Origin of the sequence: Streptomyces sp. NBC_01142, from assembly GCF_026341125.1 — a bacterium.
Lineage (GTDB): Bacteria > Actinomycetota > Actinomycetes > Streptomycetales > Streptomycetaceae > Streptomyces.
In genome coordinates this window covers 215,765-229,007 of the sequence record NZ_JAPEOR010000003.1, presented here as the reverse complement: position 1 = coordinate 229,007, position 13,243 = coordinate 215,765, and the positions used below count along the sequence as shown (strand labels likewise).

The following is a 13,243-nucleotide window of genomic DNA, read 5'->3' as shown; positions in this document are numbered from 1 at the left end:
TGCGGCACAAAAGTCGTTTGCGGGACGGGCTGCAAAAGGCGAACCTTGTACGGTTTGCGCCATACATTTCACAGAGCGCTGGGACGTCATGCAGATTCGCGATCTTCCGTATCCCGATCCAGGTGATCCCGACGTCCGGTCCGGCACCCGGTTCCTGCTGTGGCTCGGCCGGAATCAGCTGGGCGGTCAGCTCAAGTCCCTGTTCTGGGGCCTGATGCACCAGCTCGGCATCGCAGGGCTGCCGCTCGGCGTGGGCCTGGCCGTCCAGGCAGTGGTGGACCGCTCCAGCGAGCAGCTGGCGTACGCGGGCGGGCTGATCGCGCTGCTCGGCGCGGCCATCGCGCTGGGCGACACGATGCTGCACCGCACGGCCGTCACCAACTGGATCACGGCCGCGGCCCGCGTCCAGCAACTGCTGGCCCGCAGGACCGCCGAGCTCGGCGCGGTGCTGACCCGCCGGGTCGCCGCGGGCGAGGTGGTCGCGGTCTCCACGGGCGACGTGGAGAAGATCGGCTGGTTCGTCGAGGCTCTCTCCCGGTTCGCCGCGGCCGCCACCACGCTGGTCGTGGTCTGCGTCGGTCTCGTGATCTACCAGCCCGCGCTCGGCGTCATGGTCGCCATCGGCGTACCCGTCCTCGCCCTGGCCGTCCTGCCGTTGCTGCCCCGCGCCACCCGGCGCGCGGACATCCAGCGCGAAAAGGCGGGCAGGGCCACCGAGCTGGCCTCCGACACGGTCGCCGGCCTGCGGGTGCTGCGCGGTATCGGCGGCGAGGAGCTGTTCCTCGGCCGCTACCGTCGTGCCTCCCAGGAGGTACGGCGGGCAGCCGTTCGCAGCGCCCGGATGTGGGCGCTGATCGCCGCGATCCAGGTGCTGCTGCCGGGGCTGCTCCTGATCGCGGTGGTCGCGTACGGCGCGAAGCTCACGCTCGAGGGCAGGATCACGGTGGGCGAGCTCGTCACCGTCTACAGCGCGGTCCTGCTCACCCACTACCCCTTGCAGAACTTCGAGGAGATCGCCATGGCGTTCTCCTTCTCCCGGCCCTCCGCGAAGCGGGCCGCGCGGGTGCTGGCGCTGCGGCGCACGACCGAGCCCTCCGGGGTGGCGTACGGCCGGCCCAGCGGCGATCTGTACGACCCCGTCACCGGTGTCCTCGCCCCGGCGGGCCGGTTCACCGCGGTGGTGTGCGGGGACCCGGACGCGGCCGGACTGCTCGCCGAACGGCTCGGCGGCCACCCGGCCACCGCCGCCGAGACGACGGCTGAGGCCGAGAACGAGGCCGGTGCGAAGGCCGGCACCGCGTCCGTCCTGCTCGGCGGGGTGCCGCTGGACGAGCTGACACTCGCCGCGGCCCGTGCCGCCGTCCTCGTACAGGACAAGGATCCGGTGCTGCTCTCCGGCACGCTCCGGGAGCTGCTCGACATCCCCTCCTCGGGGAAGGTGTCCGCCGAGGAGGCCCTGGACGCCGCACAGTGCGGCGATGTGCTGGACGCGCTCGCCCAGGCGTCCGTGGACACCGACGGCGACCCGATGCGCACCCGGATCACCGAGCGCGGACGGTCCCTGTCGGGCGGCCAGCGCCAGCGCCTGGCGCTGGCCCGTTCGCTGGTGACCGACCCCGAGGTGCTGGTCCTCGACGAGCCGACCTCGGCCGTCGACTCGCACACCGAGGCGCGGGTCGCGGCGGGCGTCAAGCGTCTGCGCACGGACCGTACGACCGTGGTCTTCGCCTCGTCGCCGCTGCTGCTCGACCTCGCGGACCGGGTGGTGCTGGTGGACAACGACCAGGCGGTGGCGGTGGGCGTGCACCGCGAGCTGCTGCACACCGATCCGCGCTACCGGGCCGTCGTCACCCGCGAGACAGATGTGTTCGCCGAGATCGAGGAGTCGGCATGATCGGCATGGCGCCACCGGAGTACGACCCGGCGGCACCGGAGTCGGCGACGACGCTGCCTGTCGGCACCGCCGCGACCGTACGGTCCTATGTCCGCGAGCTGCTGCACCGGCACCGTCGCGCCTTCGCCGCTCTGGTCGCCGTCAACGCGATCGCGGTGATCGCCTCGATGGCGGGCCCCTATCTGCTCGGCTCCGTGGTGGAGCGGCTGACGGAGGGCGCGCGCGAGCTCCATCTGGAGCGCACAATCGCTGTGTTCGCCGTCGCGCTCGTCGTGCAGACCGTGTTCGTACGGCTGATGCGACTGCGCGGCTCCATGCTCGGCGAGGAGATGCTGGCCGATCTGCGCGAGGACTTCCTCGTGCGGTCGGTGGGGCTGCCGCCGGGTGTGCTGGAGCGGGCAGGCACCGGCGATCTGCTCTCCCGCATCACCACCGACATCGACCGGCTGGCCAACGCCATGCGCGAGGCCGTACCGCAGCTCGCCATCGGAGTGGTGTGGGCGGCCCTGCTGCTGGGCGGCCTCGCGGTGACGGCGCCGCCGCTGGCGCTGGCTGTGCTGGTGGCCGCACCGCTGCTGGTGGCGGGCTGCCGCTGGTACTTCAAGCGGGCGCCGTCGGCGTACCGCTCGGAGGCGGCGGGGTACGCGGCGGTGGCCGCCGTCCTGGCCGAGACGGTCGACGCCGGCCGGACCATCGAGGCGCACCGCCTGGGCGCGCGCCGGATCGCGCTCTCCGACCAGCGGGTCAAGGAGTGGACCGCGTGGGAGCGCTACACGCTCTTTCTGCGCTCTGTCCTCTTCCCCGTCATCAACATCACGCATGTCACCGTGCTCGGCTCGGTGCTGATGATCGGCGGCTGGTTCGTGCTGCGTGGCTGGATGGACGTCGGCCAGCTGACGACGGGCGCGCTGCTGGCACAGATGCTGGTCGACCCGGTGGGGATCATCCTGCGGTGGTACGACGAGCTGCAGGTGGCCCAGGTGTCGCTGGCCCGCCTGGTGGGCGTCCGGGAGATCGAGCCGGACGAGGGTGACGGGACGGCCGGCCCGGACGGGCGCCATGTGCGCGCGGACGAGGTGTACTTCGGGTACCGCGAGGGCGTGGATGTCCTGCACCAGGTGTCCCTGTCGGTCGCGCCGGGCACCCGGCTCGCCCTGGTCGGCCCGTCCGGCGCCGGCAAGTCCACGCTGGGCCGGCTGCTCGCGGGCATCTACGCCCCGCGGACGGGCCGGGTCACCCTCGGCGACGCCGAGCTGTCCCGGATGCCGGCCGAACGTGTCCGTGCGCATGTCGCCCTGGTCAACCAGGAGCACCACGTCTTCGTGGGGTCGCTGCGCGACAACCTGCTGCTGGCCCGCACCGGTGCCTCGGACGCGGAGCTGTGGTCGGCGCTCGGCGCGATCGACGCGGACACCTGGTCGCGCGGCCTGGACGAGGGCCTGGACACGGAGGTCGGCTCGGGCGGGCTCGCGCTCACCCCGGCCCAGGCCCAGCAGATCGCCCTGGCCCGTCTGGTCCTGGCGGACCCGCACACGCTGGTCCTGGACGAGGCGACGTCGCTGCTGGACCCGCGGGCCGCACGCCATCTGGAGCGCTCGTTGTCCCGGGTGCTGGACGGCCGCACCGTGGTGGCGATCGCCCACCGCCTGCACACCGCGCACGACGCGGACGTGATCGCGGTGGTGGAGGAGGGCCGGATCAGCGAGCTGGGCAGCCACGACGAACTGGTTGCGGCGGCGGGGGCGTACGCGGCGCTCTGGCGCTCCTGGCACGGGTGACGGTGCCCGCGCAGTCGGCGCTCCGCCCCGGGCCCCTGCCCTCGGCCGCCGGCCGCCGGCCGGGCGGGCTCTTCCGGCCCGTCCGGCGGTTCCCGGGGCCCGGCCGCCAGGGAGTCCGGCCCTAAATAAGGTTCAGCGCGCCTGCCGCGCCCACTCCCCCCAGCAGCATGAACACGGGCATCAGCACCTTCAGCTCCACCCAGCTGCCCGCCCTGAACCGCAGCGCCTTCGGCGGGCCGATCGGGTACCAGCGCTTGCGGCCCACCGGGATCGGCCACAGGATCGGGCAGCCCGACACCGTCAGTGCGTCGCCGATGTCGTGCACCAGCGCGCCCAGCACGATCGGCAGGCCCAGCCACAGGTACTCCTGGCCGGGGGCCGTGAACAGCCAGTCCGCGCCATTGCCCGGCTTGTCGAGCACACCCGCCAGGATCCACGCGCTCGTCGCGCCCAGCAGCCACACCAGCACATCGCTGGAGACCCGCGCCGCCCGCCACAGCAGGCCCTCCACCGCGAGCACCAGGTGGATGAAGAGGATCGCGAGCACCGCCCACCGGCCCCCGGTGATCGCCAGCGCCGAGGTGCCCGCGCCGATCATCACCGCCCACAGCCAGGTGTGGGTCAGCGTGCGGTGGCCGCCGGTCCTGCGCTTGTCGCCGGGCTTCTTCGTCGCCTTGTAGACGGCGTACGAGAGCTTGTCGACGATCTCGCACAGCCAGCGCGAGACGGGCCCGAAGGCCCGGGAGATCGTCGCCGCCTTGTGGTCCAGGTCCGGCGCCAGCGCCGCGCCCGCGCAGATCAGCGCTCCGACGACGAGGACCGGCCACGGCATCGGGTGGCCGGCGGCGGCGGTCGCCGCGCCCACCCCCAGCCAGGCAGCCGCCCCGGACAGAGAGTGCGCCGGTCCCATCATGTGCGTTCCCGCCCCATTGTTCTTGTGGTGCAGCCCAGTTGGCAGGGCGGCTTGACAGGGCAGCGTATCGCTCGTGATCTTCGTGCAGTCGGCCGGTTCCCTGATCCGGGGGAAGGCCAGGCAAGATGGGGGCGTGACCCTTATCGATCAGCTGCCGCCGGATGCCGACCCAGATGCCCTCTTCGAAGCCTTCTCCTCATGGACCGAAGGCCAGGGCATCACGCTCTACCCGGCTCAGGAGGAGGCGCTGATCGAGGTGGTCTCCGGGGCCAATGTGATCCTTTCCACTCCTACTGGCTCGGGAAAGAGCCTGGTCGCGGCGGGTGCGCACTTCACGGCGCTGGCCCAGGACAAGGTCACCTTCTACACCGCGCCGATCAAGGCACTGGTCTCCGAGAAGTTCTTCGACCTCTGCAAGCTCTTCGGTACGGAGAACGTCGGCATGCTGACGGGCGACGCGTCCGTCAACTCCGACGCCCCCGTCATCTGCTGCACCGCCGAGGTGCTGGCCTCCATCGCCCTGCGCGACGGCAAGCACGCCGACATCGGCCAGGTCGTGATGGACGAGTTCCACTTCTACGCGGAGCCGGACCGCGGCTGGGCCTGGCAGATCCCGCTCCTCGAGCTGCCGCAGGCGCAGTTCATCCTGATGTCGGCGACCCTCGGCGACGTCTCCCGGTTCGAGGCGGACCTGACCCGCCGCACCGGCCGCCCCACCTCCGTGGTCCGCTCGGCGTCCCGCCCGGTGCCGCTGTCGTACGAGTACCAGCTGACCCCTATCACGGAGACGCTGACCGAGCTGCTGGAGACCAGGCAGGCACCGGTCTACATCGTGCACTTCACCCAGGCCGCGGCCGTGGAGCGCGCCCAGTCGCTGATGAGCATCAACATGTGCTCGCGCGAGGAGAAGGACCAGATCGCCGAGATGATCGGCAACTTCCGGTTCACCACCAAGTTCGGCCGCAATCTCTCCCGATATGTACGGCACGGAATCGGCGTCCACCACGCCGGCATGCTGCCGAAGTACCGGCGGCTGGTCGAAAAGCTCGCCCAGGCCGGCCTGTTGAAGGTCATCTGCGGTACGGACACCCTCGGCGTCGGCGTCAACGTGCCCATCCGTACGGTGCTCTTCACCGCACTCACCAAGTACGACGGCACCCGGGTGCGCACCCTGCGCGCCCGTGAGTTCCACCAGATCGCGGGCCGCGCGGGCCGGGCCGGCTTCGACACCGCCGGCTTTGTCGTCGCCCAGGCTCCCGAGCACGTCATCGAGAACGAGAAGTCCCTGGCGAAGGCGGGCGACGACCCGAAGAAGCGCCGCAAGGTGGTCCGCAAGAAGGCCCCCGAGGGCTTTGTCGCCTGGTCGGACACCACCTTCGAGAAGCTCATCGGCTCCGATCCGGAGCCGCTGACCTCCCGCTTCCGGGTCACGCACACCATGCTGCTGTCGGTCATCGCCCGCCCCGGCAACGCCTTCGCTGCAATGCGTCATCTCCTCGAGGACAATCACGAGCCGCGCAAGAACCAGCTCCGCCACATCCGGCGGGCCATCGCCATCTACCGCTCCCTGCTGGACGGCGGCGTGGTGGAACGGCTGGAGGAGCCGGACTCCGAGGGCCGTATCGTCCGGCTCACCGTCGACCTCCAGCAGGACTTCGCGCTCAACCAGCCGCTGTCCACCTTCGCGCTGGCCTCCTTCGAGCTGCTGGACCCCGAATCCCCTTCCTACGCCCTGGACATGGTCTCCGTGGTCGAATCCACGCTGGACGATCCGCGTCAGATCCTCGCCGCCCAGCAGAACAAGGCACGCGGCGAAGCGATCGGAGCGATGAAGGCGGACGGCATCGAGTACGAGGAGCGGATGGAGCGGCTCCAGGACGTGACGTACCCCAAGCCGCTGGAAGAGCTCCTGGTCCACGCGTACAACGTGTACCGCAAGAGCCATCCGTGGGTCGGCGACCACCCGGTCTCGCCGAAGTCGGTCATCCGTGACATGTTCGAACGCGCCATGACGTTCACGGAGTTCACCTCCCACTACGAACTCGCCCGCACCGAAGGCATCGTGCTGCGCTACCTCGCGGGCGCGTACAAGGCGCTGGAACACACCATCCCGGACGATCTGAAGTCCGAGGACCTGGAGGACCTGATCGCCTGGCTCGGCGAGATGGTGCGCCAGGTCGACTCCAGCCTGCTCGACGAGTGGGAGCAGCTCGCCAACCCCGAGATCGAGACGGCCGAGCAGGCCCAGGAGAAGGCCGACCAGGTCAAGCCGGTCACTGCCAACGCCCGCGCCTTCCGGGTGCTCGTGCGCAACGCCATGTTCCGCCGGGTCGAGCTCGCCGCGCTCGATCACGTCCGTGAGCTGGGCGAGATGGACGCCGAGTCCGGCTGGGACGAGGACGCCTGGGGCGAGGCGATGGACGCGTACTGGGACGAGTACGAGGACCTGGGCACCGGGCCCGACGCCCGTGGCCCCAAGCTGCTCCTGATCGAGGAGGATGCGGAGCACGGCCTGTGGCGGGTGCGGCAGATCTTCGCCGACCCGAACGGCGACCATGACTGGGGAATCAGCGCGGAGGTCGATCTGGCGGCCTCCGACGAGGAAGGCCGCGCCGTCGTACGGGTCACCGCCGTCGGCCAGCTCTGACAGGGGAGAACACCTGATGACAAACCCGGCCGAACGCCTGGTCGATCTGCTCGACCTGGAGCAGATCGAGGTCAATATCTTCCGGGGGCTCAGCCCCCAGGAGTCCCTGCAGCGGGTCTTCGGCGGCCAGGTGGCGGGCCAGGCCCTGGTCGCGGCGGGCCGCACGACGGACGGCGAGCGCCCGGTGCACTCGCTGCACGCCTACTTCCTGCGCCCCGGCATTCCCGGCGTGCCGATCGTCTACCAGGTCGAGCGCGTACGGGACGGCCGGTCGTTCACCACCCGCCGGGTCACCGCGGTGCAGCAGGGCAAGACCATCTTCAATCTGACCGCCTCCTTCCACCGGCCGGAGGAGGGCAGCATCGAGCACCAGCTCCCCCCGCGATTGGAGCTGCCGGACCCGGAATCGCTGCCCACGGTCACCGCGGAGATCCGCGAGCACCTCGGGGCGCTCCCCGAGGCGCTGGAGCGGATGGCCCGCCGCCAGCCCTTCGACATCCGCTATGTCGACCGGCTGCGCTGGACCCCGGAGGAGATCAATGACGCGGACCCGCGCAGCGCGGTGTGGATGCGCGCGGTGGGCCCGCTGGGCGACGACCCGCTGGTGCACACGTGCGCGCTGACGTACGCGAGCGACATGACGCTCCTGGACGCGGTCCGCATCCCGGTGGAGCCGCTGTGGGGCAGGCGTGGCTTCGACATGGCCTCGCTGGACCACGCGATGTGGTTCCACCGGCCGTTCCGCGCGGACGAGTGGTTCCTGTACGACCAGGAGTCCCCGATCGCCACGGGCGGCCGGGGGCTGGCGCGCGGCCGTATCTACGACCGCGGGGGCAACCTCCTCGTCTCGGTGGTGCAGGAGGGTCTGTTCCGCCCCTACACGCCCACGGACCCGGCGCCGCCGGTGACGGAGTGAGCCGTCCCGGAGGACCCGCGACCAAGGAATTAGAAGGGCGTCGGACCGCTCCCGGAGACCCTCAGCCGGCCGCTACCGATGGCGGTGCGCGTGGCGACCACATCGCCCTCCCGGCCGTCGGGCAGCCGGATCTTCACCTGTCCGCGCTCCAGCGCCGTGTAGAAGTCCTCTGCCGGATCGTCGGTCTGGACACTGCCGCCCCACCCGCCGTGCGCCCCGGACCTGGCCGCGCTGAGCGTGGCGTGGACCTCGAAATGGGAGCCGGCGGCAATGAGGACCGCGGGGCCCTGGTAATTACTCATGGCCCCCAGTGTGCCCCGGCGAGCAAGGACTGCCAGGCCACGGCGCCGTCGTCCACGGTCCACAATGAACAGCGAATGCCTGCCCCTGAGGAGATTCTTCATGACTCTGTACGACATCCCGCTGCGCACGCTCACCGGTGAGCCCACGTCCCTGGCCGATTACCGGGGCCAGGCGGTTCTGCTGGTGAACGTCGCTTCCAAGTGCGGCCTGACCCCGCAGTACGCGGGCCTCGAGCGGCTGCAGAAGGAGTACGGCGACCGCGGCTTCACCGTGCTCGGCGTGCCCTGCAACCAGTTCGCGGGCCAGGAGCCGGGCAGCGCGGAGGAGATCGAGTCCTTCTGCTCGGCCACGTACGGCGTGACCTTCCCCCTGCTGGAGAAGACCGACGTGAACGGAGCGGACCGGCACCCGCTGTACGCGGAGCTGACGAAGGCCGCGGACGCGGAGGGCGAGGCCGGGGACATCCAGTGGAACTTCGAGAAGTTCCTCATCGGCAAGGACGGCCGGGTCGTGTCCCGTATCCGGCCGCGCACCGAGCCCGAGGCCCCCGAGCTCGTCGCCGCCATCGAGGCTCAGCTCTCCGCGTAACCCACGCGTAAGGGCGTGCCTCGAGCGCCGGAGGAGCCGGATTTCCGGCTCCTGCGGCGCTCGAGCCGGCCCGGTCGCGCCCGGGGCACGTCCTAGCGGATCGGCATGCCCGACAGGGTCCTCGCGATGACCAGGCGCTGGATCTCGCTCGTGCCCTCGAAGATCGTGTAGATCGCCGCATCCCGGTGCATGCGCTCCACCGGGTACTCGCGGGTGAAGCCGTTGCCGCCCAGGATCTGGATGGCCTGTGCCGTGACCTTCTTCGCGGTCTCGCTGGCATACAGCTTGGACATCGAGCCCTCGGCGGAGGTGAAGGGCTTGCCCGCCGTCGCCATCCAGGAGGCGCGCCACACCAGGAGGCGTGCCGCGTCGATCTGGGTGCGCATGTCGGCCAGCTGGAAGGCGATGCCCTGGTTGTCGATGATCGGGCGGCCGAACTGGCTGCGGGTCTTGGCGTAGTCGAGGGCGACCTCGTAGGCGGCGCGGGCGGTGCCCACCGCCATCGCACCGACCGCGGGGCGGGACGCCTCGAAGGTGGCCATGGCCGCGTTCTTCACCCGCTCGCCGCCGGACCTGGCGCGCTCACGGGCCCGGGCCAGTCGCTCGTCGAGCTTCTCCTTGCCACCGAGCAGACAGTGGCCGGGAACGCGGACGTCCTCCAGGACGACCTCGGCGGTGTGGGAGGCGCGGATGCCGTGCTTCTTGAACTTCTGGCCCTGCGAAAGGCCGGGGGTGTTCGGCGGGACGATGAAGGAGGCGTGGCCCTTGGAGCCGATCTCCGGGTCGACGACGGCGACCACGACATGGACATTGGCGATGCCGCCGTTGGTCGCCCAGGTCTTGGTGCCGTTGAGCACCCACTCGTCCTTGGTCTCGTCGTACACCGCACGCGTACGCATCGCCCCGACGTCGGATCCCGCGTCCGGCTCGGAGGAGCAGAAGGCCGCGACCTTCACATCGTCCACGTCGCCGTACATCTGGGGGATCCAGGTGCCGATCTGCTCCTCGGTGCCGTTCGCGAGGACGCCGACGGCCGCAAGTCCCGTACCGACAATGGACAGGCCGATGCCTGCGTCGCCCCAGAAGAGCTCCTCCATCGCCATCGGGATGCCGAGTCCGGTCGGGTCGAAGAACTGCTGGGCGTAGAAGTCGAGGGAGTAGATTCCGACCTTGGCCGCCTCCTGGATGACCGGCCAGGGGGTCTCCTCACGCTCGTCCCACTCTGCGGCGGCCGGGCGCATCACGTCCTTGGCGAATCCGTTCAGCCAATCGCGGACCTGCTTCTGGTCGTCGTTGAGTTCGAGCGTGAATTCGGCCATGTTCCCCTCCAGCACTGCGGTGACCGCCTGCATGTTACTTGCGGTAACAGCAGTGTGTTACCAGCGAGTAGGCCATGTCAACCAGCCACCGCCCGATCTCCGGTGCGGGCGGGCATGGTGTTACGTTGCGCAGGCGTCACGCAATCGCTCGGGCGGGGAGAGTACGACTATGGAGACCACACAGCAGGCAGCTGCACAGCAGCAGCGGTCGGCCGACCAGCGGCGCCGTGAGCTGCTCGAGGCCGCCGACCGGGTGGTGCTCCGGGACGGGCCCCAGGCCTCCATGAACGCCATCGCCGCCGAGGCCGGCATCACCAAGCCCATCCTCTACCGGCACTTCGGCGACAAGGGCGGCCTCTACCGCGCCCTCGCCAAACGCCACACCGACGCTCTGCTGGACGCGCTGCGCGCCGCGCTCGACGCGCCGGCCGAGCGGCGCGAGCGGGTCGAGGCCACGCTCGACACCTACCTCGCCGCGATCGAAGCACGGCCGCAGGTCTACCGGTTCCTGATGCATCCGTCCGAGGACGCCCAGCCGTCGGAGGCGGGCTTCGACGTCGGTCGCCACTCGGCGCCGCTGCTGCGCCGCCTCGGCGAGGAGTTGGCGAAGGTGATCTACGATCGGGTCGATCTGGGGCCCGGCAGCGAGCAGCTGGCCCGCGTCTGGGGCCACGGCATCGTCGGCATGATGCATGCGGCCGGCGACTGGTGGCTCGGCGAACGCCCCTGCTCCCGCGCCGAGTTGGTGCGCAGCCTCGCCGATCTCCTCTGGGGCCGGCTGGCCGCGGCCGGCGACCGCGCGGGCGGTCAGACCTTCTGACGGGGCGTCGCCACGCGGGGCGCCGTGCCCTGCCCGCCCGTTCCCGGGCAGGGGGCGAGCCCCCGTACGCCCGCAGGGCGTGGAAGGATCGTCCTCACACGCCGGACCCGCTGACGGGTCAGCCTTGCCGACGTTCGAGGCGCGGGGGCCGCGGCGGAGCCCCGGGCGGCGACCAGCCCGCCCGGCGCGCAGCCCGCAGCACCTTCGCCCGGCGCCAGCCGGTGAGCCGGTCCGGGTAGACCATCCCCTCCAGGTGGTCGCACTCGTGCTGCAGACACCGCGCGAAGAAGCCGGTCCCGTCGACGCGCACCGGCTCCCCGTCCGCCGTCACGCCCTCCACGACCGCATGGTCGAAGCGCTCCGTACCGGCCTCGAGCCCCGGCAGTGAGAGGCAGCCCTCCGCACCGCGCACCGTGACCCCGTCCGCCTCCACCAGGCGCGGGTTGACGATGTGTCCGAGGTGGCGGACCTCCTCATCGTCCGGGCAGTCGTACACGAACACCCGCAGCGGGACCCCGACCTGATTCGCCGCAAGACCCACGCCCTGTGCCGCGTACATCGTCGCGAACATGTCCTCGACGAGCTTCGACAGAGCAGGACCGAAGTCGGTGACGGTCTCGCAGGGGGTGTGCAGAGTCGGATCGCCGAGCAGGCTCATGCCCCTCACGAGTCCGGAACTGCCGGGGATCGGCCGGTTTCGCATGTCCGTAAGCGTACGTTCCACCTGGACCTCCACGTTTCCCGACGGTGCCGCGGTGCGGGCGGCCGATCGGACCTCGATAGGCTGAGCCCGACCGATGCAAGGAGGATCAAGGACGATGTCAGGCAACTCGGAGCCCCTGACGCCGCGCGCCAAGCTGGCCGTGACGGCAGGCAAGGCCGCAGCAGCGGTGTCGCGCGCCGCCGGACGCGGCAGCGGATCGGTGATCGGCGGCCGGGTCGCGCTCAAGCTCGACCCCGATCTGCTGGGGCGGCTGGCGCAGCACCTGGACGTCGTCCTCGTGTCGGCGACCAACGGCAAGACCACCACAACCCGGCTGATCGCCGAGGCGCTGGGAGCCAGCGGCCCGGTCGTCTCGAACGCGCTCGGCGCCAATATGCCCGCGGGCATCACCTCGGCGCTGGCCGGCGGCTCGGACGCCAAGTTCGGCGTGATCGAAGTCGACGAGAAGTACCTCGCGGGCGTCGCCCGCGACGTGACGCCCAAGGCGATCGCGCTGCTCAATCTCTCGCGCGACCAGCTGGACCGCGCGGCCGAGACCCGGATGCTCGCCGAAAAGTGGCGCGAGGGCCTGGCCGGTACGAAGGCGGTGGTCATCGCCAACGCCGACGACCCGCTCATCGTGTGGGCCGCGTCCTCCTCCCCCAACGTGGTGTGGGTGGCTGCCGGCCAGGAGTGGAAGGACGACGCCTGGTCGTGCCCGTCCTGCGGCGGTGTCATGCAGCGCCCCGGCGACGACTGGTTCTGCGGCGAGTGCGGCTTTCGCCGTCCGGCCCCGAGCTGGGTGCTCAGCGGCGACCACGTTCTGGACCCGCACGGCAGTGCCTGGCCGATCCACCTCCAGCTGCCCGGCCGCGCCAACAAGGCGAACGCCGCCACCTCCGCGGCGGTCGCCGCCTGCTTCGGCGTGCCGCCGCAGGTCGCCCTGGAGCGCATGTACCAGGTCCAGGCCGTCGCCGGACGCTACGACGTCGTCTCCTTCCAGGGCCGTGACCTGCGACTGCTGCTCGCGAAGAACCCGGCGGGCTGGCTCGAAACGTTCTCCCTGATCGACCCGCCGCCGACGCCGGTCATCCTCTCGGTCAACGCCCGCGGCGCCGACGGCACGGACACCTCCTGGCTCTGGGACGTGGACTACACCCGGCTCGCCGGGCACCCGATCTTCGTCATCGGCGACCGCAGGCTGGACCTCGCGGTCCGCCTCGAGGTCGCGGGTCTGGACTTCCGGGTGTGCGAGTCCGTCGACGAGGCGGTGCAGCAGGCCCCGCCCGGCCGGATCGAGCTCATCGCCAACTACACGGCGTTCCAGGACGTGCGCCGCCGTGTCGGCAACTGACCCGCGGA

At 70.9% G+C, this 13,243-nt stretch carries 11 protein-coding genes; 7 read left to right on the top strand and 4 right to left on the bottom strand.

What is annotated here, in order from left to right; genetic code table 11:
• Positions 1-88 precede the first annotated feature (88 nt).
• On the top strand, positions 89-1,894 hold the full coding sequence (locus OG883_RS35175; protein ID WP_266550343.1) for an ABC transporter ATP-binding protein: 1,806 nt from the start codon (positions 89-91) through the stop codon (positions 1,892-1,894).
• The gene (locus OG883_RS35170) at positions 1,891-3,672 is read left to right on the top strand and encodes an ABC transporter ATP-binding protein (RefSeq protein WP_266550342.1); all 1,782 of its coding nucleotides are present in this window, start codon (positions 1,891-1,893) and stop codon (positions 3,670-3,672) included. Before OG883_RS35175 ends, OG883_RS35170 begins: the two co-directional genes overlap by 4 nt.
• A 121-nt stretch (positions 3,673-3,793) precedes the next feature.
• On the opposite strand, the gene OG883_RS35165 is transcribed toward OG883_RS35170, so the two are convergent.
• Positions 3,794-4,585 carry a metal-dependent hydrolase gene (locus OG883_RS35165; RefSeq protein WP_266550341.1) on the bottom strand — a complete coding sequence of 264 codons (792 nt, stop codon included), beginning with the start codon at positions 4,583-4,585 and terminating at the stop codon, positions 3,794-3,796.
• A 73-nt stretch (positions 4,586-4,658) separates the two neighbouring features.
• Between OG883_RS35165 and OG883_RS35160 the strand changes: the two genes are divergently transcribed.
• Both OG883_RS35160 and OG883_RS35155 read left to right on the top strand, forming a co-directional pair.
• On the top strand, positions 4,659-7,232 hold the full coding sequence (locus tag OG883_RS35160; RefSeq protein WP_266550339.1) for an RNA helicase: 2,574 nt from the start codon (positions 4,659-4,661) through the stop codon (positions 7,230-7,232).
• 16 nt (positions 7,233-7,248) lie between these two features.
• A complete protein-coding gene (locus OG883_RS35155) occupies positions 7,249-8,148 on the top strand; it encodes an acyl-CoA thioesterase II (RefSeq protein WP_266550336.1) in 900 nt (299 codons plus the stop codon).
• Positions 8,149-8,177: 29 nt separating this feature from the next.
• Here OG883_RS35155 and OG883_RS35150 read toward each other — a convergent pair whose 3' ends face one another.
• Positions 8,178-8,450 (bottom strand): DUF4873 domain-containing protein, encoded by a 273-nt coding sequence (locus tag OG883_RS35150; protein ID WP_266550333.1) that lies wholly within the window; start codon positions 8,448-8,450, stop codon positions 8,178-8,180.
• 100 nt (positions 8,451-8,550) lie between these two features.
• On the opposite strand from OG883_RS35150, the gene OG883_RS35145 reads away from it, so the two are divergent.
• Entirely contained in the window at positions 8,551-9,039 is a 489-nt protein-coding gene (locus OG883_RS35145; RefSeq protein ID WP_266550330.1) for a glutathione peroxidase, read from the top strand.
• A gap of 92 nt (positions 9,040-9,131) precedes the next feature.
• On the opposite strand, the gene OG883_RS35140 is transcribed toward OG883_RS35145, so the two are convergent.
• Entirely contained in the window at positions 9,132-10,358 is a 1,227-nt protein-coding gene (locus OG883_RS35140; RefSeq protein ID WP_266553096.1) for an acyl-CoA dehydrogenase family protein, read from the bottom strand.
• A gap of 169 nt (positions 10,359-10,527) precedes the next feature.
• Here OG883_RS35140 and OG883_RS35135 point away from each other — a divergent pair, with 169 nt between their 5' ends.
• Complete coding sequence (locus tag OG883_RS35135; protein WP_266550327.1) at positions 10,528-11,178, top strand: TetR family transcriptional regulator; 651 nt, start codon at positions 10,528-10,530, stop codon at positions 11,176-11,178.
• Between the two features lie 118 nt (positions 11,179-11,296).
• Here OG883_RS35135 and def read toward each other — a convergent pair whose 3' ends face one another.
• The gene (gene def, locus OG883_RS35130; protein WP_266550324.1) at positions 11,297-11,881 is read right to left on the bottom strand and encodes a peptide deformylase; all 585 of its coding nucleotides are present in this window, start codon (positions 11,879-11,881) and stop codon (positions 11,297-11,299) included.
• A gap of 115 nt (positions 11,882-11,996) precedes the next feature.
• Between def and OG883_RS35125 the strand changes: the two genes are divergently transcribed.
• The gene (locus tag OG883_RS35125) at positions 11,997-13,235 is read left to right on the top strand and encodes a MurT ligase domain-containing protein (RefSeq protein ID WP_266550321.1); all 1,239 of its coding nucleotides are present in this window, start codon (positions 11,997-11,999) and stop codon (positions 13,233-13,235) included.
• The last annotated feature ends 8 nt before the right edge of the window (positions 13,236-13,243 follow it).

Coding starts and splice junctions, on each gene's coding strand:
- OG883_RS35175 (WP_266550343.1), top strand. CDS start 89: ATGCAGATTCGCGATCTTCCGTATCCCGATCCAGGTGATCCCGACGTC.
- OG883_RS35170 (WP_266550342.1), top strand. CDS start 1,891: ATGATCGGCATGGCGCCACCGGAGTACGACCCGGCGGCACCGGAGTCG.
- OG883_RS35165 (WP_266550341.1), bottom strand. CDS start 4,585: ATGATGGGACCGGCGCACTCTCTGTCCGGGGCGGCTGCCTGGCTGGGG.
- OG883_RS35155 (WP_266550336.1), top strand. CDS start 7,249: ATGACAAACCCGGCCGAACGCCTGGTCGATCTGCTCGACCTGGAGCAG.
- OG883_RS35150 (WP_266550333.1), bottom strand. CDS start 8,450: ATGAGTAATTACCAGGGCCCCGCGGTCCTCATTGCCGCCGGCTCCCAT.
- OG883_RS35145 (WP_266550330.1), top strand. CDS start 8,551: ATGACTCTGTACGACATCCCGCTGCGCACGCTCACCGGTGAGCCCACG.
- OG883_RS35140 (WP_266553096.1), bottom strand. CDS start 10,358: ATGGCCGAATTCACGCTCGAACTCAACGACGACCAGAAGCAGGTCCGC.
- OG883_RS35135 (WP_266550327.1), top strand. CDS start 10,528: ATGGAGACCACACAGCAGGCAGCTGCACAGCAGCAGCGGTCGGCCGAC.
- def (WP_266550324.1), bottom strand. CDS start 11,881: ATGCGAAACCGGCCGATCCCCGGCAGTTCCGGACTCGTGAGGGGCATG.
- OG883_RS35125 (WP_266550321.1), top strand. CDS start 11,997: ATGTCAGGCAACTCGGAGCCCCTGACGCCGCGCGCCAAGCTGGCCGTG.